The organism is Enterobacter sp. CRENT-193 (genome assembly GCF_002787395.1).
Taxonomy (GTDB): Bacteria; Pseudomonadota; Gammaproteobacteria; order Enterobacterales; family Enterobacteriaceae; genus Enterobacter; species Enterobacter hormaechei_C.
Map to the genome: position 1 here is coordinate 4,778,153 of NZ_CP024812.1, position 22,378 is coordinate 4,800,530.

At 55.1% G+C, this 22,378-nt stretch carries 19 protein-coding genes; 10 read left to right on the forward strand and 9 right to left on the reverse strand.

The window, feature by feature from the left end:
* Positions 1-52: 52 nt before the first annotated feature.
* The 3 genes from aceF to pdhR all read right to left on the reverse strand — a co-directional run bounded on the left by aceF (position 53) and on the right by pdhR (position 5,511).
* On the reverse strand, positions 53-1,945 hold the full coding sequence (gene aceF, locus CU081_RS23780) for a pyruvate dehydrogenase complex dihydrolipoyllysine-residue acetyltransferase (protein WP_003856314.1): 1,893 nt from the start codon (positions 1,943-1,945) through the stop codon (positions 53-55).
* A gap of 14 nt (positions 1,946-1,959) precedes the next feature.
* A complete protein-coding gene (gene aceE, locus CU081_RS23785) occupies positions 1,960-4,623 on the reverse strand; it encodes a pyruvate dehydrogenase (acetyl-transferring), homodimeric type (protein ID WP_003856315.1) in 2,664 nt (887 codons plus the stop codon).
* A 123-nt stretch (positions 4,624-4,746) separates the two neighbouring features.
* Positions 4,747-5,511, reverse strand: a complete 765-nt coding sequence (pdhR, locus tag CU081_RS23790; protein WP_003856316.1) for a pyruvate dehydrogenase complex transcriptional repressor PdhR — start codon at positions 5,509-5,511, stop codon at positions 4,747-4,749.
* Between the two features lie 537 nt (positions 5,512-6,048).
* Between pdhR and aroP the strand changes: the two genes are divergently transcribed.
* The 3 genes from aroP (at position 6,049) to CU081_RS23805 (ending at position 9,942) form a co-directional block, all read left to right on the forward strand.
* Positions 6,049-7,419, forward strand: coding sequence for an aromatic amino acid transporter AroP (gene aroP, locus CU081_RS23795; protein ID WP_003856317.1), 1,371 nt, complete (start codon positions 6,049-6,051; stop codon positions 7,417-7,419).
* Between the two features lie 164 nt (positions 7,420-7,583).
* Positions 7,584-8,981 (forward strand): glycoside-pentoside-hexuronide (GPH):cation symporter, encoded by a 1,398-nt coding sequence (locus tag CU081_RS23800; RefSeq protein ID WP_003856318.1) that lies wholly within the window; start codon positions 7,584-7,586, stop codon positions 8,979-8,981.
* A gap of 10 nt (positions 8,982-8,991) precedes the next feature.
* Positions 8,992-9,942, forward strand: a complete 951-nt coding sequence (locus tag CU081_RS23805; RefSeq protein ID WP_003856319.1) for a glycoside hydrolase family 43 protein — start codon at positions 8,992-8,994, stop codon at positions 9,940-9,942.
* Positions 9,943-9,960: 18 nt separating this feature from the next.
* Here CU081_RS23805 and ampE read toward each other — a convergent pair whose 3' ends face one another.
* Positions 9,961-10,815, reverse strand: a complete 855-nt coding sequence (ampE, locus tag CU081_RS23810) for a beta-lactamase regulator AmpE (RefSeq protein ID WP_022650402.1) — start codon at positions 10,813-10,815, stop codon at positions 9,961-9,963.
* On the reverse strand, positions 10,812-11,375 hold the full coding sequence (gene ampD / locus CU081_RS23815; protein ID WP_003856321.1) for a 1,6-anhydro-N-acetylmuramyl-L-alanine amidase AmpD: 564 nt from the start codon (positions 11,373-11,375) through the stop codon (positions 10,812-10,814). The genes ampE and ampD overlap by 4 nt, the downstream gene beginning before the upstream one ends.
* A gap of 87 nt (positions 11,376-11,462) precedes the next feature.
* On the opposite strand from ampD, the gene nadC reads away from it, so the two are divergent.
* The 4 genes from nadC to hofC all read left to right on the forward strand — a co-directional run bounded on the left by nadC (position 11,463) and on the right by hofC (position 15,533).
* Positions 11,463-12,356 (forward strand): carboxylating nicotinate-nucleotide diphosphorylase, encoded by an 894-nt coding sequence (gene nadC / locus CU081_RS23820; RefSeq protein WP_022650401.1) that lies wholly within the window; start codon positions 11,463-11,465, stop codon positions 12,354-12,356.
* Between the two features lie 173 nt (positions 12,357-12,529).
* Positions 12,530-12,967 carry a prepilin peptidase-dependent pilin gene (gene ppdD, locus CU081_RS23825; protein WP_003856324.1) on the forward strand — a complete coding sequence of 146 codons (438 nt, stop codon included), beginning with the start codon at positions 12,530-12,532 and terminating at the stop codon, positions 12,965-12,967.
* Positions 12,968-12,979: 12 nt separating this feature from the next.
* Entirely contained in the window at positions 12,980-14,359 is a 1,380-nt protein-coding gene (gene gspE, locus CU081_RS23830) for a type II secretion system protein GspE (protein WP_003856325.1), read from the forward strand.
* Positions 14,349-15,533, forward strand: a complete 1,185-nt coding sequence (gene hofC / locus CU081_RS23835) for a protein transport protein HofC (RefSeq protein ID WP_022650399.1) — start codon at positions 14,349-14,351, stop codon at positions 15,531-15,533. The genes gspE and hofC overlap by 11 nt, the downstream gene beginning before the upstream one ends.
* 33 nt (positions 15,534-15,566) lie before the next feature.
* Here the strand turns inward: hofC and CU081_RS23840 are convergent, their stop codons facing one another.
* Positions 15,567-16,610 carry a GMP reductase gene (locus tag CU081_RS23840; RefSeq protein WP_003856327.1) on the reverse strand — a complete coding sequence of 348 codons (1,044 nt, stop codon included), beginning with the start codon at positions 16,608-16,610 and terminating at the stop codon, positions 15,567-15,569.
* 228 nt (positions 16,611-16,838) lie between these two features.
* Here CU081_RS23840 and coaE point away from each other — a divergent pair, with 228 nt between their 5' ends.
* The 3 genes from coaE to yacG are packed head-to-tail and all read left to right on the forward strand — an operon-like array spanning position 16,839 to position 18,406.
* Positions 16,839-17,459, forward strand: coding sequence for a dephospho-CoA kinase (gene coaE / locus CU081_RS23845; RefSeq protein ID WP_022650398.1), 621 nt, complete (start codon positions 16,839-16,841; stop codon positions 17,457-17,459).
* Positions 17,459-18,202: a cell division protein ZapD gene (gene zapD / locus CU081_RS23850; RefSeq protein WP_003856329.1), complete on the forward strand. Its 744-nt coding sequence runs from the start codon at positions 17,459-17,461 to the stop codon at positions 18,200-18,202. Before coaE ends, zapD begins: the two co-directional genes overlap by 1 nt.
* Positions 18,203-18,211: 9 nt before the next feature.
* The gene (gene yacG, locus CU081_RS23855) at positions 18,212-18,406 is read left to right on the forward strand and encodes a DNA gyrase inhibitor YacG (RefSeq protein WP_003856332.1); all 195 of its coding nucleotides are present in this window, start codon (positions 18,212-18,214) and stop codon (positions 18,404-18,406) included.
* Between the two features lie 34 nt (positions 18,407-18,440).
* On the opposite strand, the gene mutT is transcribed toward yacG, so the two are convergent.
* Genes mutT through secM form a run of 3 tightly spaced genes read right to left on the reverse strand, consistent with a single transcriptional unit; the run spans position 18,441 to position 22,158 of the window.
* Positions 18,441-18,833 carry an 8-oxo-dGTP diphosphatase MutT gene (gene mutT / locus CU081_RS23860; protein WP_003856333.1) on the reverse strand — a complete coding sequence of 131 codons (393 nt, stop codon included), beginning with the start codon at positions 18,831-18,833 and terminating at the stop codon, positions 18,441-18,443.
* Positions 18,834-18,890: 57 nt separating this feature from the next.
* Positions 18,891-21,596: a preprotein translocase subunit SecA gene (gene secA / locus CU081_RS23865; protein ID WP_003856335.1), complete on the reverse strand. Its 2,706-nt coding sequence runs from the start codon at positions 21,594-21,596 to the stop codon at positions 18,891-18,893.
* 58 nt (positions 21,597-21,654) lie between these two features.
* Positions 21,655-22,158, reverse strand: coding sequence for a secA translation cis-regulator SecM (gene secM / locus CU081_RS23870; RefSeq protein WP_032628081.1), 504 nt, complete (start codon positions 22,156-22,158; stop codon positions 21,655-21,657).
* Positions 22,159-22,378 lie beyond the last annotated feature (220 nt).

Here is a 22,378-nt window from a genome sequence, read left to right on the forward strand (position 1 = left end):
AAAACCCCATGAGATTATCAGAAAAAAGCCGGCCGATTGGCCGGCTTTTCGATTACATCACCAGGCGGCGAATGTCGCTCAGCATGTTGTTAATGATGGTGATGAAACGCGCACCATCAGCCCCGTCGATCACGCGGTGGTCGAAGGACAGAGAGATTGGCATCATCAGACGCGGTACGAACTCTTTGCCATTCCACACCGGCTCCATCGCGGACTTGGACACACCGAGGATAGCCACTTCCGGCGCGTTCACAATCGGCGCGAAGTGGGTGGTACCCAGGCCGCCGATGCTGGAGATGGTGAAGCAGCCGCCCTGCATTTCGCCGGCAGTCAGCTTACCATCACGCGCTTTCTTGGAGATGGTGGTCAGTTCACGGGACAGCTCTGTGACGCTCTTCTTGTTCACGTCTTTGAAGACCGGAACAACCAGACCATTTGGCGTATCAACCGCAACACCGATGTTGATGTATTTCTTCAGCGTCAGCTTCTGGCCGTCTTCGGACAGGGAGCTGTTGAAGCGTGGCATCTGTTCCAGCGCCGCCGCAACCGCTTTCATGATGAAGACCACTGGGGTGAACTTCACGTCCAGCTTACGCTTCTCAGCTTCGGCGTTCTGCTGTTTACGGAACGCTTCCAGATCGGTGATATCGGTCTTATCGAAGTGGGTAACGTGCGGGATCATCACCCAGTTACGGCTCAGGTTAGCACCGGAGATTTTCTGGATACGGCCCAGTTCCACTTCTTCGATTTCGCCGAACTTGCTGAAGTCCACTTTCGGCCATGGCAGCATACCCGGGATACCGCCGCCAGCGGCTGCCGCAGGTGCAGCTTCGGCGCGTTTCACCGCGTCTTTCACGTAAGCCTGAACGTCTTCGCGCAGGATACGACCTTTACGGCCGGTGCCCTTCACTTTCGCCAGGTTCACGCCGAATTCGCGCGCCAGGCGACGGATCAGCGGAGTCGCGTGGACATAAGCGTCGTTTTCAGCGAACTCAGATTTTTCTGCTTTAGCAGCAGGGGCAGCAGCCGGTTTAGCAGCCTGAGCCGGTGCAGCAGCCGGTGCCGGAGCAGCAGCAGGAGCGGCGGCAGGTGCAGCGCCTTCCACTTCGAAGACCATGATCAGAGAGCCGGTAGAGACTTTGTCGCCGGTGCTGATTTTGATCTCTTTAACGGTACCCGCGAACGGCGCAGGCACTTCCATGGAAGCTTTGTCGCCTTCAACGGTGATCAGTGACTGTTCAGCGGCAACTTTGTCGCCCACTTTCACCATCACTTCGGTCACTTCAACTTCGTCACCGCCGATGTCTGGTACGTTAACGTCTTTCACGCCGCCAGCAGCCGCTGGTGCAGCAGCCGGAGCCGGAGCAGCTTCCGCTTTCGCTGGAGCCGCAGCGCCTTCAGAGCCCGCCACTTCGAAAATCATGATCAGGGAACCCGTAGACACTTTGTCACCGGTGTTGATCTTGATCTCTTTAACGGTACCGGCGAATGGCGCTGGTACTTCCATAGAGGCTTTATCGCCTTCTACGGTGATCAGTGACTGCTCAGCCGCAACGGTATCGCCCACTTTCACCAGGATTTCAGTGACTTCAACTTCGTCACCGCCGATGTCAGGCACGTTCACTTCTTTCGCTGCCGCGGCCGCCGCTGGAGCAGCAGCAGGAGCGGCTTCTTTCTTCTCTTCCTGCGCAGGTGCAGCAGCTGCTGCACCGTCGGCGGAATCGAAAATCATGATCAGTTTGCCAGTCTCGGTTTTATCGCCAACAGAGACTTTGATCTCTTTAACGATGCCAGCCTGAGGAGACGGGACTTCCATAGAAGCTTTGTCGCCTTCTACGGTGATCAGCGACTGTTCAGCTTCAACTTTGTCGCCCACTTTGACCAGGATCTCGGTGATTTCAACTTCATCAGCCCCGATGTCCGGTACATTGATTTCGATAGCCATTATTCTTTTACCTCTTACGCCAGACGCGGGTTAACTTTATCTGCATCGATGTTGAATTTAGTAATTGCGTCTGCAACCACTTTCTTATCGATTTCGCCACGTTTAGCCAGTTCGCCCAGTGCTGCTACAACCACGTAGGAAGCATCAACTTCGAAGTGGTGACGCAGGTTTTCGCGGCTGTCAGAACGACCGAAGCCGTCAGTACCCAGTACGCGATAATCATCAGCTGGAACGTAAGTACGAACCTGCTCAGCGAACAGTTTCATATAGTCAGTAGACGCCACCGCTGGCGCGTCGTTCATCACCTGAGCGATGTACGGAACGCGTGGGGTTTCCATTGGGTGCAGCATGTTCCAGCGCTCACAATCCTGGCCATCACGCGCCAGTTCAGTGAAGGAGGTAACAGAGTACACATCGGAACCCACACCGTAGTCTTTCGCCAGGATCTGCGCTGCTTCACGAACGTGACGCAGGATAGAACCGGAGCCCAGCAGCTGAACTTTACCTTTGCTACCTTCGATGGTTTCGAGTTTGTAGATACCTTTACGGATACCTTCCTCGGCACCTGCTGGCATTGCCGGCATGTGGTAGTTTTCGTTCAGGGTGGTGATGTAGTAGTAAATATTCTCTTGCGCTTCACCGTACATGCGCTGCAAGCCGTCATGCATGATGACTGCCACTTCGTACGCGTAAGACGGATCGTAAGAGATACAGTTAGGGATAGTCAGAGACTGAATGTGGCTATGACCATCTTCGTGCTGTAGACCTTCACCGTTCAGGGTCGTACGACCGGAAGTACCACCGATCAGGAAGCCGCGAGCCTGCTGGTCGCCTGCCTGCCAGCACAGGTCACCGATACGCTGGAACCCGAACATGGAGTAGTAAATGTAGAACGGGATCATCGGCAGGTTGTTGGTGCTGTAAGAGGTCGCAGCGGCCAGCCAGGATGCGCCTGCACCCAGTTCGTTGATACCTTCCTGAAGGATCTGGCCTTTCTCGTCTTCTTTGTAGTATGCAACCTGCTCACGGTCCTGCGGGGTGTACTGCTGGCCGTTCGGGCTGTAGATACCGATCTGACGGAACAGACCTTCCATACCGAAAGTACGCGCTTCGTCGGCGATGATTGGAACCAGACGATCTTTGATCGACTTGTTCTTCAGCATCACGTTCAGGGCACGAACGAAAGCGATAGTGGTAGAGATCTCTTTGTTCTGCTCTTCCAGCAGCTGAGAGAAATCTTCCAGCGCTGGCAGTTCCAGCTTCTCGGTGAAGTTAGGCTGACGAGCAGGCAGGTAGCCTTTCAGCGCCTGACGACGTTCGTGCAGGTACTTGTGTTCTTCAGACCCTTCCGGGAAGGTGATGTAAGACAGTTTTTCTACCTGCTCATCGGTCACTGGAACGTTGAAACGGTCGCGGATATAACGCACGCCGTCCATGTTCATTTTCTTAACCTGGTGAGCGATGTTCTTACCTTCTGCGGTATCACCCATGCCGTAACCTTTGATGGTGTGGGCCAGGATCACAGTCGCTTTACCTTTGGTTTCACGCGCTTTTTTCAGTGCAGCGTAAACTTTCTTCGGATCGTGACCACCGCGGTTCAGCGCCCAGATCTGCTCGTCAGTCCAGTCTGCAACCAGGGCTGCGGTTTCAGGATATTTGCCGAAGAAGTGCTCACGAACGTAGGCACCGTCTTTGGATTTGAAGGTCTGGTAGTCGCCGTCAACGGTTTCGTTCATCAGCTGGATCAGTTTACCGCTGGTGTCTTTACGCAGCAGTTCATCCCAACGACCGCCCCACATCACTTTGATCACGTTCCAGCCAGCACCTGCGAAGATGCCTTCCAGTTCGTTGATGATCTTGCCGTTACCGGTTACCGGACCATCCAGACGTTGCAGGTTACAGTTGATGATGAAGCACAGGTTGTCCAGCTTCTCACGGGTCGCGATGGTGATCGCGCCTTTAGATTCTGGCTCATCCATTTCACCGTCGCCCAGGAAGGCGTAAACGGTCTGCTCAGAGGTGTCTTTCAGACCACGGTGTTCCAGGTACTTCAGGAATTTAGCCTGATAGATCGCACCGATTGGACCCAGACCCATAGATACGGTCGGGAACTGCCAGAACTCAGGCATCAGTTTAGGGTGCGGGTAAGAAGACAGACCCTTACCGTGAACTTCCTGACGGAAGTTGTTCATCTGCTCTTCAGTCAGACGACCTTCCAGGAAGGCACGTGCATAGATGCCCGGAGAGATGTGGCCCTGGAAGTACACCAGATCGCCGCCGTCTTTCTCGTTAGCTGCACGGAAGAAGTGGTTGAAGCACACTTCGTAAATGGTCGCAGAAGACTGGAAGGACGCCATGTGGCCACCCAGTTCCAGGTCTTTCTTAGATGCGCGCAGAACGGTCATGATGGCGTTCCAGCGGATAGCAGAACGGATACGGCGTTCCAGATCCAGATTGCCCGGGTATTCCGGTTCGTCTTCGACGGCAATCGTGTTTACGTAGTTGCTAGCCCCTGCACCTGAAGCCACTTTCACGCCGCCTTTGCGTGCTTCAGAAAGCAGCTGATCAATCAGATACTGAGCGCGCTCAACACCTTCTTCACGGATGACCGATTCGATCGCCTGTAGCCAGTCGCGAGTTTCGATCGGATCCACGTCATTTTGGAGACGTTCTGACATGGGGGTATTCCTTATCTATCTAATACGTTGATTTGTCTGGAACCTGTCCCATTGTATTTTCGCCAGAAAACACAATAAGACAGGTTCTGCGTTTAGTTGCCGCGCTCTAAAAGTACCTGGCGCTTAATCCTTTCGTTGCTGTATGCGGCGTAATGAACGTTCGCGACGCGATTGTTCACGGCTGCGGTCCAGCAAGATTTCCTCAATGAAAGCCAGATGGCGGTGCGACGCTTCGCGCGCCTGCTCCGGTTCCCCGGCTATTATCGCCTCGAATACTCGGGTGCGATGGTTGCTTACCAGCGGGAGCATCTCCCGACGGGCATACAACAATTCAAAATTCTGACGAACGTTCTGGGCCAGCATCGGCTCCATGCAGCGTAGCAGATGGAGGAGCACCACGTTGTGCGCCGCTTCGGTGACGGCAATTTGATACTGGACGACGGCGCTGGACTCGGCGTCTAAATCGCCGGACTGCTGTGCCCGTTCAATGGCCTGATGCAGCTCGCGAATACGTATGCGGTCTTCATCAGTGCTGCGAAGGGCGGCGTAATAGGCCGCGATACCTTCCAGCGCGTGACGGGTCTCAAGCAGATCAAACTGGGATTCTGGGTGGTCAGAGAGAAGTTCTACCAGCGGGTCGCTGAAGCTCTGCCACAGGCTGTTTTGCACAAAGGTTCCGCCACCCTGGCGACGGAGCAACAGGCCCTTTGCTTCGAGACGTTGAATCGCCTCACGCAGAGAGGGACGTGAAACGTCGAACTGTTTTGCCAGCTCGCGTTCTGGCGGGAGCTTCTCGCCCGGGCGCAGTGTCCCTTCGAGAATTAAAAACTCCAGCTGCTGCTCAATCACATCGGAAAGTTTTGGTTGGCGAATTTTGCTGTAGGCCATATTCCCTGTCTTACGCCTTTTTGCCCGGAGTCAATTGGTCTTACCAATTTCATGTTCGTATCGCTAAAGTAACAAAGTATTCACCTTCTGTCCATATTGGTTTTGATTGAAATCAGTAAACCCGGCACATTTTAACAACCTTACAGAACTAACGTTTCAGGAATGTAACTTTGCACAAATGAAATGGTTACTACCAAAGAGGCAGTTTTAACCATAATGAAACGAGGTTTTTTGCAATCTGAAGCGATTCAACAAGGCAAAAAATGAAAATTCGCCCTCTTATGATGAATTTCTATTCTATAGGTTGGGGTATGAGGGGTTAACGTACCGATTTACAATTGGTTTCTTTTTATTCAAGTCGTCATCGCCCCTTCATAAAGCAGGTGCATTCGCTGGCGCTTACCACTATTCTGGCGCTAACGGAAGCCATCTCCGCTTTTTTCGGTATCGTTAACCGTAAAGAAATAAATACAGAATATGGACTTTCATAATTACATACGCACAGCGTGAACATAACAACCACACACGAGGTTTCAAATGGAAGCTCAACAGCATGGCGATCAGCTAAAGCGCGGCCTTAAAAACCGCCATATACAGCTCATCGCCCTGGGCGGTGCTATTGGTACTGGCCTGTTTCTGGGCAGTGCATCGGTTATCCAGTCGGCCGGTCCGGGCATTATTTTGGGGTACGCGATAGCGGGTTTCATTGCATTTCTGATTATGCGTCAGTTAGGGGAAATGGTTGTTGAGGAGCCGGTCGCAGGCTCATTCAGCCACTTCGCCTATAAATACTGGGGCAGCTTCGCAGGTTTCGCCTCGGGCTGGAACTACTGGGTTCTGTACGTTCTGGTTGCCATGGCCGAGCTGACCGCCGTCGGGAAATACATTCAGTTCTGGTACCCGGAGATCCCTACCTGGGCGTCTGCGGCGGCCTTCTTCGTCCTGATTAACGCCATTAACCTCACCAACGTAAAAGTGTTCGGTGAGATGGAGTTCTGGTTTGCCATCATCAAAGTGATTGCCGTTGTAGCGATGATCATCTTCGGCGGCTGGCTGCTGTTCAGCGGCAACGGCGGCCCGCAGGCCACCGTGCGCAACCTTTGGGAGCAAGGCGGGTTCTTGCCTCACGGCATGACCGGCCTGGTGATGATGATGGCGATAATTATGTTCTCCTTCGGCGGTCTGGAGCTGGTGGGCATCACCGCCGCGGAAGCCGACAACCCGGAACAGAGCATCCCGAAAGCCACAAATCAGGTTATCTACCGCATCCTGATCTTCTATGTGGGCTCCCTGGCGGTGCTGCTCTCGCTGCTGCCATGGACGCGCGTCACGGCGGATACCAGCCCGTTTGTGCTCATCTTCCACGAGCTGGGCGATACCTTCGTGGCGAACGCGCTCAACGTCGTGGTGCTGACCGCTGCGCTTTCCGTTTATAACAGCTGCGTTTACTGCAACAGCCGTATGCTGTTCGGCCTGGCGCAACAGGGCAACGCACCGAAAGCGCTGCTCACCGTTGATAAGCGTGGCGTACCGGTTAATACCATCATCGTGTCGGCGGTCGTGACGGCGCTGTGCGTGCTGATTAACTACCTGGCCCCGGAATCAGCCTTCGGTCTGCTGATGGCGCTGGTGGTTTCCGCCCTGGTGATTAACTGGGCAATGATTAGCCTCGCGCACATCAAGTTCCGCCGCGCCAAGCAGCAGCAGGGCGTAACCACGCGCTTCCCTGCCCTGCTCTATCCGCTGGGGAACTGGGTTTGCCTGCTGTTCATGGCAGCTGTACTGGTCATCATGCTCATCACCCCAGGCATGGCGATTTCCGTCTACCTGATCCCGGTCTGGATTGCGATCCTCGGCGTGGGTTATATGGTGAAACAGAAAAATGCCAAAACGGTGAAAGCGCACTAAATGTTTTCTCGCTGTACTCGCGGTTGCGGGTACAGCGTCTTGTTACCTTCCTCACAAATTCGCGCCAACAGCAAAATCCTCCATATCACCGCCTTTATATTGCAACGCATATATTCGTTTGCCAGCGAATAATTCTCTCCATACCGAAACCCGGAGAGCTGTCGATGAATAACAACAAACTGTCAGTAAAAGAAAAGATCGGCTATGGCATGGGTGACGCCGGATGCAACATTATCTTTGGCGCCATCATGTTATTTGTTAACTATTTTTATACGGATATTTTTGGTCTGGCTCCTGCACTGGTTGGCGTTTTACTCCTGTCCGTGCGCGTCATTGATGCCGTAACGGACCCGATCATGGGCGCGATTGCTGACCGTACCCGCAGCAAATATGGCCGGTTTCGTCCATGGCTGCTGTGGATTGCCTTCCCCTATGCGCTGTTCAGCATTCTGATGTTCACCACGCCAGAGTGGAGCTATAACAGCAAAGTTATCTATGCCTTTGTCACCTACTTCCTGCTGTCGCTGACCTATACCGCCATCAATATTCCGTACTGCTCGCTCGGCGGCGTGATCACCAACGACCCGAAAGAGCGCGTTGCCTGCCAGTCCTACCGTTTTGTTATGGTTGGTATCGCCACGCTGCTGCTGTCGCTAACGCTCCTGCCAATGGCCGACTGGTTCGGTGGGGATAACAAAGCCAAAGGCTACCAGATGGCGATGACCGTGCTGGCGCTGATTGGTACCTGCATGTTCCTGTTCTGCTTCGCCACGGTGCGCGAGCGTGTGCGTCCGGCGGTGCAAACCCATGACGAACTGAAAAACGACCTGAAAGACGTGTGGAAGAACGACCAGTGGGTGCGGATCCTGCTGTTAACCCTGTGCAACGTCTGCCCTGGCTTTATCCGCATGGCGGCCACCATGTATTACGTCACCTGGGTCATGGGGCAAAGCACCCATTTCGCCACGCTGTTTATCAGCCTGGGCGTTGTCGGCATGATGTTCGGCAGTATGCTGGCGAAAGTGCTGACCGACCGCTGGTGCAAGCTGAAGGTCTTCTTCTGGACCAACATCGCGCTGGCGATTTTCTCCTGCGCCTTCTACTTCTTCGACCCGAAAGCGACGACAACCATTGTTGTGCTTTACGTCCTGCTGAACATCCTGCACCAGATCCCATCCCCGCTGCACTGGTCCCTGATGGCCGACGTGGACGACTACGGTGAATGGAAAACCGGGAAACGTATCACCGGGATCAGCTTCTCCGGCAACATCTTCTTCCTGAAACTGGGTCTGGCGATTGCCGGGGCAATGGTCGGTTTCCTGCTCTCCTGGTACGGCTACGATGCGGGCGCAAAAGCGCAGAGCGCGGATGCCATCAACGGGATCGTGCTGCTCTTTACCGTCATTCCTGGCATTGGATACTTAATTACCGCGGGCGTAGTACGTCTGCTGAAAGTGGACCGTGAGACCATGAAGCAGATCCAGTCCGATCTGGAAAAGCGTCGCACCAACTATCGCGAGCTGAACGATTATCAGGAACTCAAAGCCGCTGAGACTAAATAAGGAAAGCCGAATGCAAACCTGGCCAAACCCGTTTATTGAACAACGCGCCGACCCGTATATCCTGCGTCACGATGGGCAATATTACTTTATCGCCTCCGTACCGGAGTACGATCGGCTGGCGATCCGCCGCGCGGACTCGCTGGAAGGTTTACGCAATGCCGAAGAGGTGGTTGTCTGGCGCAAGCCCGACACCGGCCCGATGAGCCAGCTGATCTGGGCACCGGAACTGCATCATATCGACGGTAGGTGGTACATCTATTTTGCCGCCACGCATACCCAGGCGCTCGATCAGCTCGGGATGTTCCAGCATCGCATGTTTGCCATTGAATGCGCAGATCGCGATCCGCTCACCGGTACGTGGGTAGAAAAAGGGCAAATCAAAACCCCGTTTGACACCTTCGCGCTGGATGCCACCACCTTTGTTCATCAGGGTAAACGCTGGTATCTGTGGGCGCAAAAAGCCCCGGATATTTCCGGTAACTCGAATCTTTACCTGTGTGAAATGGAAAATCCGTGGACGCTGAAAGGCGAGCCGGTGATGCTCAGTAAACCGGAATATGACTGGGAGTGCCGCGGGTTCTGGGTCAATGAAGGCCCGGCGGTGCTGTTCCATGGCGATAAGCTGTTTATCAGCTATTCCGCCAGCGCCACCGACGAGAACTACTGCATGGGATTACTGTGGGCAGACCTGAATGCCGATCCGCAAAACCCGGCTAACTGGCATAAATCCCCGCGCCCGGTGTTCGTCACCAGCTACGAAAACCGTCAGTATGGGCCAGGCCATAACAGCTTTACGCAGACGCCGGAGGGCGAAGATGTGCTGGTCTACCACGCGCGAAACTACACTGAAATTGAAGGCGATCCGCTTTACGATCCCAATCGCCATACTCGCCTGAAACTCATCCGCTGGAACGAAAACGGGATGCCTGAATTCGGCATCCCGCCCGCAGATACACCGTAACGGCTTCGGCGCGCTGGCTTAAACCAGCGTGCCGTAAATCGTCAGCAGCGCCACAATCACCACCACCACAAACGACGTTTTCTTCGCCATCGAGACGGCAGCCTTTGGCGTTGCGACTTTGTCCGTGTGCGGCTCACGCGCCAGCGAGAACTGTGCCAGTCGGGTTAAAACCTGATACTGCGAGGTATGACGGTCAGCAAGGGAGACAAACCACGCGGGCAGCGCCTTTTCACCGTGACCGATGAGGGCATAGACCACGCCTACCAGACGTACCGGAAGCCAGTCGAGCACGTGCAGGATGGCATCAATGCCGGACTGTAGACGTTCATGCGGCGTAAGATAGCGGGCAAGCCAGGTCTGCCAGGCGCGCAGGAACGCGTAACCCATCAGCAGTACCGGCCCCCAGGGTCCGCCCACCACGAACCAGAACAGCGGCGCCAGGTAGTAACGGAAGTTAATCCACAGCAGCGCGTTTTGCAGCTCCCGCAGAAACTCGCGTTCATCGCAGTCCGGCGGTACGCCGTGGATCATCGTCAGCTCGCTCGCCATCGCGCCGCGCGCGTGGGCATCATCCCGGGAAGCGGCTTTCAGATACGCGTGATAGTGCAAACGCACCTTGCCCGCGCCAATACACAACACGCCGAGCAGGATCCACATCACCAGCAGCGGCACGTTGAAAAAGAGGCCGTAAAGCGAGCGCAGCAACAGGAACGTAATCACCATCACGCCTGCCGCCATCAGCAGCGTGCGCAGCATGGAAAAATGCCTGATGCGGCGGAATAACACCTCCAGCCGATGATCCAGATGCCAGTGCTCGCCGAGCTTAAACAGGCGTTCAGCGATCATAACCAGCAGCATGGTAAACAACGTCATGTTATCTCCTTATCTGACGACGTGGTAAGCATGGCGTGAAACCGGGACCAGTCAAACGCCGGGCCGGGGTCGGTTTTTCTTTCGGGAGCGATGTCGCTGTGCCCTGTAATATTGTCTGCAATGGCGGGATAGCGCCCGATTAACGTTTGCGTTACAGCAACCAGTTTCTCATATTGCGCATCGGTGTAAGGCGTGGTGTCCGTTCCTTCCAGTTCAATTCCAATGGAGAAATCATTGCACCGCTCGCGCCCCTGATACTTCGACACGCCGGCATGCCAGGCACGCTTATCAAAAGGAACATACTGAACCACTTCGCCATCACGTCGGATCAGACAGTGCGCCGATACGCGCAGATGCGCAATCTCAGCAAAGAAGGGGTGGGCATCGGGATCTATCGTTCCAGTGAATAACGCATCGATCCACGGACCGCCAAACTCACCCGGCGGGAGACTAATATTGTGAACCACCAGCAGTGTGGGCTTTTCATCCTCCGGGCGGCAGTCGTGGTGCGGCGACGGTACATGCCGCGCGTCCACCAGCCATCCGTTTTCTAACAACATGCTGGAACTCCTTATCTATGGTGCTGTTACTCGGTTCAGAGTAGCATGTTTCAATATTATGATTCGTTACCAATTTGGAGTTTTATCATGCCGCCTCGCCGCTATAACCCCGACCACCGACGTGACGCGCTTCTGGAACGTATTAATAGTGATATCCCGGCAAGCGTTGCCCATGCCCTGAGAGAAGACCTCGGCGGTGACGTCAGCGCCGATAACGATATTACCGCCCAATTGTTGCCAAAAGAGACACGCTCGCATGCGGTGGTTATCACCCGTGAAGCAGGGGTTTTCTGCGGCAAACGCTGGGTTGAGGAGGTCTTTACCCAGCTGGCGGGCGACGAGGTGCAGGTAACATGGCACGTTGAGGACGGCGATGCGGTCACGGCGAATCAGCCACTGTTCGAACTGGACGGCCCGTCCCGCGTCTTGCTGACTGGTGAACGCACCGCGCTCAATTTTGTGCAAACGCTCTCTGGCGTTGCCAGTGAAGTACGCCGCTACGTTGACCTGCTGGCAGGCACCCGCACGCAGCTGCTGGATACCCGTAAAACCCTGCCGGGCCTGCGCACCGCGCTGAAATACGCGGTACTCTGCGGTGGCGGCGCCAACCATCGTCTGGGGCTATCCGATGCCTTCCTGATCAAAGAGAACCACATTATTGCCTCTGGCTCGGTGCGTCAGGCCGTGGAAAAAGCCTTCTGGCTGCATCCGGATGTGCCCGTCGAAGTGGAAGTGGAAACGCTGGAGGAGCTGGACGAGGCCATTAAAGCGGGGGCTGACATCATCATGCTCGATAACTTCGACACGGAGCAGATGCGTGAAGCGGTCAAACGCACAAACGGCCAGGCGCAGCTTGAGGTGTCCGGCAACGTGACGTTCGACACCCTCCGCGAATTTGCTGAAACCGGCGTCGATTACATCTCCGTAGGCGCCCTGACCAAGCACGTCCGCGCCCTCGACCTCTCGATGCGCTTCAAATAAATTATCCCCCCTCTCCGCCCGGAGAGGGGAAATACGAAACCGCTCGCAATTACGCTGTCCTTCTCTGCAACACTGAATCATTTCCCTGAAAGCCCCTTCACGTTCACGCTTTTGCCCCTCGTTTCTGCGCGCAGTCACTGCCACAGTAGCGCCACTTAACATAAGGAGCAGACATGAACAGACAACAAGGATTTACCCTGATTGAGCTAATGGTGGTCATTGGCATTATTGCCATCCTGAGCGCGATTGGCGTCCCGGCCTATCAGAACTACCTGCGAAAAGCGGCGCTCACCGATATGCTGCAAACGTTCATCCCCTACCGCACCGCCATTGAGCTTTGCGCCCTGGATCGTGGTGGTGTGGATCGCTGCGACGCAGGCACCAATGGCATCCCCTCCCCGACAACCACACGTTACGTTTCAGCGATGAGCGTGGCGAAGGGGATCGTATCGTTAACAGGGCAGGAAAGCCTTAACGGACTTGAAGTGCTCGTGACACCGATCTGGAGCGACGGTAACGGTATGACGGGCTGGACGCGTGACTGCAAAATTGCGTCCGACACGGCGCTCAGACAAGCCTGTGAAGATGTTTTCCGCTTCGACAACAACTGACAGGAGTGGACAATGAATACCGAGCAGCTTATGACGCTCTGTCAGCGCCATCACGCACTGCTACTCGCAAGCGACACCGAGATGATCAGCATTGCGGTGGTGGGTAATCCTGCCTCTGAGCTGATGGAAGCGTTACGCTTCGCCACGCAGAAACGTATTGATATTGAGTGCTGGACGGCTGAACGGATGGAAAAACGGCTTCAGTCCCTCTCATCATCACACCTGCCGGGCATCGTGCCAAACTCAGCCGCTGACGTGCTCAGTACAACCTTGCAGCAGGCAGTAAACCAGCGGGCTTCTGACATCCATATTGAACCGACGGAGCACGGTTACCAGATCCGTTTGCGAATCGACGGTGTTCTCTACCCTCAACCGCCGATCTCTGCCGCCCTCGGGACGACGCTTGCCGCACGCCTGAAGGTGCTGGGTCAACTGGATATTGCGGAGCGCCGCCTGCCGCAGGACGGTCAGTTTACGGTGGAGCTGGCAAGCGTCCCCGTCTCTTTTCGTATCGCAACCCTTCCCTGTAGCGGTGGAGAAAAAATCGTGCTTCGTCTGCTTCACCAGGTACATCAGGCTCTGGAGCTTGAACAGCTGGGGATGAGCGCAGACCAGCAGGCCCGTTTTGCCGGGGCGCTTAACAGCCCTCAGGGGTTGATTCTGGTCACCGGCCCGACCGGTAGCGGGAAAACGGTGACGCTGTACAGCGCGTTACAGGCGCGAAATACCCCTGACGTTAATATTTGCAGCGTGGAAGATCCCGTTGAAATCCCGCTTGCAGGCTTAAACCAGACGCAGATTAATCCGCGTGCGGGGCTGACCTTCCAGAGCGTGCTGCGCGCCCTGCTCAGGCAGGATCCTGACATCATTATGGTAGGTGAAATTCGTGACGGCGAAACGGCAGAAATTGCCATTAAGGCGGCACAAACCGGGCATCTGGTGCTGTCCACCCTCCATACTAATTCGACGACTGAAACGCTGGTACGGCTGCAACAGATGGGCGTCGCGCGCTGGATGATCTCTTCGGCGCTCTCGATGGTGATTGCCCAGCGGCTGGTGCGCCGTTTATGCCCGTACTGCCGACAGGAAGCCAGCCGCCACACCGAATTACCCCGCACGCTGTGGCCCCGGCCGCTTCCTCGCTGGCAACCCACCGGCTGCGATCGCTGCTACCACGGTTTTTATGGTCGCGTAGCCATTTTTGAAGTGCTCGTCATCGACGACACGCTGCGGCAGGCCATCGCCAGCGGAGCAAGCACGGAGGTGATTGGGTCCAGCGCTCGTCAGGCGGGAATGACCTCTTTGTTTGAGCATGGCTGCATGGCCGTAGAGCAAGGGCTGACTACGCTCGAAGAGTTGTTGCGCGTCCTGGGAATGCCCGATGGCTGCTAATTCGCTCTGGCGCTGGCGTGCCCTGACCACCGAGGGGGAGGTGCAAACCGGCACCCTCTGGGCCATCGACCGTAACGCAGCTTACACGGCTCTGGTGCTTAAACAGCTGCACCCGCTGGCGCTAAAACGCTGCCAGCAGCGCCACCGATGGCAGGTGCAGCACTGCTACGATATTTTTCGCCAGCTCGCCACGCTGCTACAGGCCGGACTCACGCTGTCCCAAAGCCTGCACATGCTGGCGGAACAGCATCCTTTGCAGCACTGGCAGGCGCTGCTGCACAGTCTTGCTGATGACCTGAGCGAAGGTTTCGCTCTGTCAGAGGCCATGAAGAAATGGCCAGAGGTGTTTAGCCCCCTTTATGTCTCGATGGTGAAGACGGGTGAGCTGACGGGTAAGCTCGAAGTCTGCTGCCGTCAGCTTGCGCAGCAACAAAAATCCCAGCAGCAGCTCAGTGCAAAGGTGAAGAAAGCGCTGCGCTATCCGCTGATCATCCTGACGCTGGCCGTTTTCGTGGTGCTGGCGATGGTCACGCTGGTTTTGCCTGAGTTTGCTGCAATCTACAAAACGTTCAACACCCCGCTCCCTTTGCTCACGCAGGCAGTCATGGGGCTGGCGGCCTTGGTTCAGGCGCATATCCTCACCCTTTTGGCCCTGCTCGTGGCAATGGTTGTCATCGCCTGTAAGCTGCGGCGGCATCCGCGCTGGCAGTACGTCCTGTTACATGTACCGGTGATGGGCACGCTGATGCGTGGGCAAAAACTGGGGCAAATTTTTACCGTGCTGTCATTAACCCAGCAGGCCGGAATTGCCTTTTTACAAGGACTGGAGAGTGTGGAGGAGACCGTTGAGTGTGGCTACTGGCAGGAGAAACTCCGTGAGATACGCAGCGATATCGAACAGGGGATGCCCGTGTGGTCCTCCTTCCAGAAGGCCTCTGTTTTTACGCCACTGTGTATTCAGCTCATTCGCACCGGAGAAGTGTCGGGTTCACTGGATGTCATGCTGATGAATCTGGCCCGCCATCATACGGAACAGACATTTCAGCAGGCAGACAATCTGGCGGCGCTTCTTGAGCCTTTGCTACTGGTCGTGACAGGTCTGATTATTGGCACGCTGGTGGTGGCAATGTATCTGCCGATTTTCCATCTGGGGGATGCAATGAGCGCGGGGTAACGCTGGCGCACGGACGCGCGCCAGCCGTAGCCGTCAGAGGCTATTGAAAACGCGGTTTTCCTGCTCCTGAACGCGGATAAACGTCGTGCGTTTAGTCAGCTCTTTCAGGCGGGAAGCCCCAACGTAGGTGCAGGCAGAACGCAGTCCGCCGAGGATATCGCGCGCCGTGTTTTCGACCGGACCACGCAGTGGTAGCTTAACGGTTTTGCCTTCCGCCGCACGGTATTTCGCGACACCACCCACGTGACGGGTCATCGCGGATTCAGAGCTCATTCCGTAGAATAGCATGAATTTCTCGCCGTTCTCTTCCACCACGGTACCGCCGCTCTCTTCGTGGCCTGCCAGCATGCCGCCGAGCATCACGAAATCCGCGCCGCCGCCGAAGGCTTTCGCGACATCGCCTGGCATGGTGCAGCCACCGTCGCTGATGATCTGGCCGCCCAGACCGTGCGCAGCGTCAGCGCATTCAATTACCGCAGACAGCTGCGGATAACCCACACCGGTTTTCACGCGCGTGGTGCAAACGGAGCCCGGGCCAATGCCTACTTTCACAATGTCGGCTCCGGAGAGGATCAGCTCTTCACACATTTCACCGGTCACCACGTTGCCCGCGATGATGGTTTTGGTTGGCCAGGCTTCACGCGCCTTGCTGACGAACTGGACGAAATGTTCGGAATAACCATTTGCCACGTCAATGCAGACAAAATTCAGCGCCGGATTGGCGTTCAGGATCTGTTTGGTTTTCTCGAAATCTGCATCAGACGTACCGGTCGAGACCATCACATGCTTCACCACTTCAGCCGAGGCGGAGGCGACAAACGCATCCCACTCTTCAGCGCTGTAGTGTTTGTGTACCGCAGTAAGGATGTCGAATTGCGCCAGTGCGGTCGCCATCTCGAAGGTCCCGACGGTGTCCATGTTGGCCGCGATAATCGGCACGCCAGACCACGTCTGACCGGAATGCTTAAAGGTGAATTGACGTTCGAGTTCAACGTCTGAGCGACTTTTCAGTGTAGAGCGTTTAGGGCGGATAAGAACGTCTTTGAAACCTAACTTCAGATCTTCTTCGATACGCATGTGCGGATTCCTGGGGTTAGAGGCAAATATATTAAAAGCACAACTCCAGTGACGCTATCATACGCACTAATACCTGCTCCGCAAGACTGCGAAATTCTCTTTTTTTACGCTACAATCCTATAAATTTACCTGGTAAAAAGCGGGTAAAGAGAGCTAAACATTGGCTGTTGTAAGTTTGAATTTTAAGCAACTGATTTTAAAACTGAATAATTCCCAGGATCTGATTTAATGGGGTATATCGTCGCATTAACCGGCGGCATCGGTAGTGGTAAAAGCACCGTTGCGCACGCGTTTGCTCGTCTCGGCATCACGATTATCGACGCCGATATCATTGCCCGTCATGTGGTAGAACCCAATACACCCGCCTTAAACGCCATCGAAGCGCATTTTGGTCGCCGTGTGATACAGGCTGACGGCACCCTGAATCGTCGGCAGCTGCGTGAGTGCATATTTTCCGATCCAGCGGAAAAAGCCTGGCTTAATGCCCTGCTCCACCCCATTATCCACCATGAAACTCAGCGACAAATTGCCGCAGCCCGTTCGCCCTATGTGTTGTGGGTCGTCCCGTTACTGGTGGAAAATCAGCTTCAGAATAAAGCAGACAGAACGCTGGTGATTGACGTTTCCCGCGAAACGCAAATCCAGAGAACCATGGCGCGTGACCATGTTTCACGCGAACATGCTGAACAAATTCTTGCCGCACAGGCCACGCGCGAAGCGCGCCTCGCCGTTGCGGATGATGTTATTGATAATAACGGCGCACCAGATGCCATTGCATCGGATGTTGCTCGTCTGCACGCGCAGTATCTGACCTTCGCCGCGCAGGCCGTTGCACAGGAAAAACCATAATGTCGACTCATATCCTTTTTGAGCACCCGCTTAACGAAAAAATGCGTACCTGGCTACGCATAGAATTTCTTATTCAACAGCTTTCACAACATCTGCCTGTCAACGATCACGCCACCGCGCTGCATTTTTTCCGCAACGTGGGCGATCTGCTGGATGTGATTGAACGCGGTGACGTCCGCACTGAGCTGTTGAAAGAGCTGGAGCGCCAGCAGCGTAAATTACAGGCCTGGGCCGAAGTACCGGGCGTGGATCAAAGTCGAATTGACGCTTTACGCCAGCAGCTGAAAAACAGCAGCACGACGCTGATGGCCGCGCCGCGCGTTGGCCAGTTTTTACGAGAGGATCGTCTGATTGCGCTGGTGCGCCAGCGCCTGAGCATACCGGGCGGTTGCTGTAGCTTTGACCTGCCAACGCTGCATATGTGGTTGCACATGCCGCAGGAACAGCGCGATCGCCAGGTGAACAGCTGGCTGGGCAGCCTGGAGCCGATGAATCAGACGTTATCCTTGATCCTCGATCTTGTGCGTAACTCTGCCCCGTTCCGCAAACAAACCAGTCTCAACGGTTTCTATCAGGATAACGGCGACGACGCCGATCTTCTGCGCCTGAATCTGTCTCTTAGCGAGCAGCTTTACCCGCAAATTTCCGGACATAAAAGCCGTTTCGCGATCCGCTTTATGCCGCTGGACAGTGAACATGGCACCGTGCCGGAACGCCTCGATTTTGAACTGGCCTGTTGTTAAGGAGTGCCGATGTCTGACGTAACCACCGTAAACTGCCCAACCTGTGGGAAAACTGTCGTCTGGGGAGAAGTGAGTCCATTTCGCCCATTCTGCTGCAAGCGCTGTCAGCTTATAGACCTGGGCGAATGGGCGGCGGAAGAGAAACGCATTCCGAGCGAAGGCGATCTCTCGGATAGCGATGACTGGAGCGAAAACCAGCAGTAACGTTCAAAGCCTGCTGGCGCTTCGCTTAGCAGGCCTACGGTTGTGCAACCAGCCGGAGTATCACAGGCTCATTGGCGGGCGGGAATTTTTCCGCATCGCTGGCCTGAAGCTCAATCCAGTTACCCGGCTGCCCCTCTTTACCCCACGGTTCACCTTCCCAGCTTTCCACCAGCCAGAACCACAGCGTGATGTGACGATCCGGAAACTGGTACTCCAGCTTATCGAACAGCGTTGCGCCAAGCGGGGTGATCCCCACCTCTTCCTGAAGCTCACGCACCAGCGCCTGCTCCGGCGTTTCACCTGATTCGATTTTCCCGCCGGGGAATTCCCATTTGTTGGCCATGTGCGCATCGGCGGCACGTTGGGTAATGAAGATCTGGTTTTGCGGGTTGCGAATGATCCCGACAGCAATTTGCAGTGTTTTCATCATGTCACTTCCATAAAAAAGGCGCAGATATCTGCGCCTTTTCAGTTTGTTATGTTCTTAGCTCAGACGGCCGTGGCACGCCTTGTATTTTTTGCCGGAACCGCATGGGCACGGATCGTTACGACCAACTTTACGATCGCCCGTCTGCGCTGCGATTGCTGCTGCGGCTTCGCTCTCATCGGTCTGATGGCTCAACTGCTGCATCTGTGCCAGACGCTCAGCTTCTTCACGACGCTGCTGCTCCATCGCTTCCACTTCTTCCGGCATACGCACCTGAACTTTGCTCAGAGTGCTGATAACTTCATACTTCAGCGACTCCAGCATGGCAGCAAACATGGAGAAGGATTCACGCTTGTACTCCTGCTTCGGATCTTTCTGCGCATAACCTCGCAGGTGGATACCCTGACGCAGGTAGTCCATTGCCGCCAGGTGCTCTTTCCACAGGGAGTCCAGGGTCTGCAACATTACGCCTTTCTCGAAGTGACGCATCATCTCTGCGCCAACCACTTCTTCCTTACGCTTGTAGACGTCCAGCGCGGTTTCGTAGATACGCTCGCGCAGGGTCTCTTCGTGCAGCTCAGGCTCTTTGTCCAGCCACTCTTTGATTGGCAGTTCGAGATCGAAGTCGTTTTTCAGACGTTCCTGCAAGCCTTCGATATCCCACATTTCTTCCAGAGACTGCGGTGGAATATGAGCGTCGATAGTGGCTTTGAACACATCTTCGCGAATGCTGTTGATGGTTTCGCTCACGTCGGACACGTCCAGCAGTTCGTTACGCTGGGTGTAGATCGCACGACGCTGGTCGTTGGCAACGTCATCATATTCCAGCAGCTGCTTACGAATATCGAAGTTGCGGCTTTCCACTTTACGCTGGGCGTTGGCAATCGCTTTGGTAACCCACGGGTGCTCGATCGCTTCGCCAGGTTTCATGCCCAGTTTACGCATCATGCCGGACACACGGTCAGAGGCGAAAATACGCATCAGCGCATCTTCCATAGACAGATAGAAGCGGGAAGAACCGGCATCACCCTGACGACCCGCACGACCGCGCAGCTGGTTATCGATACGACGAGATTCGTGACGCTCGGTACCAATGATGTGCAGACCACCGGATGCCAGCACCGCGTCGTGACGCACTTGCCAGTCGGCTTTGATCTGCGCGATTTGCTCTGGGGTTGGGTTTTCCAGCTCCGCCACTTCAGCCTGCCAGCTACCGCCGAGCATAATATCGGTACCACGACCCGCCATGTTGGTGGCGATGGTTACGGCTGCCGGGTAACCCGCCTGCGCAACGATATCTGCTTCTTTAGCGTGGAACTTGGCGTTCAGAACGTTGTGTTTGATGCCTGCTTTAGTCAGCTCGTTAGACACCACTTCGGACTTCTCGATGGAGATGGTCCCCACCAGTACCGGCTGGCCCTTCGCGGTACGTTCGCGAATATCTTCGATGATCGCCTGAATTTTTTCCGCTTCAGTCATGTATACCAGGTCCGGCATATCCTTACGGATCATCGGACGGTTGGTAGGTACTACCACGGTATCCAGCTTATAGATGGAGCTAAACTCAAACGCTTCGGTATCTGCGGTACCGGTCATCCCCGCCAGCTTCTCGTACAGACGGAAGTAGTTCTGGAAGGTGATGGATGCCAGCGTCTGGTTTTCGTTCTGAATATCCACGCCTTCTTTGGCTTCCACGGCCTGGTGCAGGCCATCGGACCAGCGACGTCCCTGCATAGTACGGCCGGTGTGTTCATCGACGATGATGACTTCCCCGTCTTTAACGATGTAGTCAACGTCGCGGGTGAACAGCGCGTGCGCGCGCAGTGCAGCCGTTACGTGGTGCATCAGCATGATGTTGCTCGGGGAGTACAGAGACTCGCCCTCTTCCATAATGCCTTCAGCAACCAGCAGCTCTTCGATTTTCACCAGGCCGCGTTCGGTCAGGTTGACCTGACGCGCTTTTTCATCAACGGAGAAGTGACCTTCACCCTGGAAGGTATCGGAGTCTTCTTTCTCCTGACGCAGCAGGTGAGGAATGATTTTGTCGACTTTACGGTACATCTCGGAGCTGTCTTCGGCAGGGCCGGAGATGATCAGCGGGGTACGCGCTTCATCGATCAGAATGGAGTCAACCTCATCCACCAGCGCATAGTGCAGTTTACGCTGGACGCGCTCTTCCGGGCTGAACGCCATGTTGTCACGCAGGTAGTCGAAGCCGTATTCGTTGTTGGTGCCGTAAGTGATGTCCGCGTTGTAGGCTTCACGCTTGGCAGGTGCCGGCAGGCCGGACATGTTAATGCCCACGGTCATGCCGAGGAATTCGAACAGTGGACGGTTGTTTTCGGCGTCGCGCTGCGCCAGATAGTCGTTGACGGTAACAACGTGAACACCCTTACCCGTCAGCGCATTCAGGTAAGCTGGCAGCGTTGCAGTCAGGGTTTTACCTTCACCGGTACGCATTTCCGCGATGCAGCGCTCGTTGAGCACCATCCCGCCCAGCAGCTGCACGTCGAAGTGACGCATGCCGAACACGCGTTTACTGGCCTCACGTACTACGGCAAAGGCTTCCGGGATCAGGCTTTCTAAGGTTTCGCCTTTCTCCAGACGCGCACGGAACTCCGCGGTTTTTGCTTTCAGTTCATCATCAGAGAGCTTCTCCATCGCCGGTTCCATACCGTTGATGACGTTTACCGCTTTGCGCATGCGGCGCAGGGTACGATCGTTACGACTACCAAAAACTTTGGTTAACAATTTGATTAGCATAATAAATTCTCAAACGCCCCAGTCGGGCAGATAAATTAAGGTATTGAAAAAGGTTAATTTAGCTGAGGCGTTGAGGCCCGGCACGGATGCCGTGAACCTGGCTAATCCATGTCGAAACAGAGAAGGATGCAGGGGAAACAAAATCCGTTTTCGCCGTCTGATTCACGGTCACTGGCGGCTGGTTGTCCTGCGTCAGAAGCGCATTAAGCGTATCGAGCAGAGCAAGGTGCTGAGCCTGGACCGGCAGCGTTTCTTCCGCAACAGGCATCGTCTGCGGCGCCATCGCGAACGACAGATGGCGGATAACCGTGCGAATCGCGTGCTGCTGCCAGTAATCAACGGAGAAATTGGGACGACGGCTGGCTTCAAGCCATGCGAGATTAGTGAAGTTAACCCGTGTGGTGAGATCGTGTTTAGTCGTCGTGGAACGTGCTGGCGTCGCCGCGTCTGCGCTGTTGCTGAGCACAGGCAAGCCGAGACTCGCCGCGACCATCCCCAATAAGAGATGCGGCCAGAAGTAACGTCTGCCAAATTGTCGCCAGCGCGTCAGTATTCCGCTCACTTGCTCCACCACGTTCGCCCGCCAGTGCAGGCTGAGTTTAGTTATTCTTTTTTAGCGCCCAGATATTACCACTAAAGCCAATACACGGCAGCAGGAATGACACCTTGCAGCAGGTAAAAACGGTCAATAATGCAGCGAACACACCGTTATTCGGCACCCGACACAGGCCAGGGGTGAAAGGGACAAATTAAAGAAGGGCAGAAATAAAAACGACTGGCTT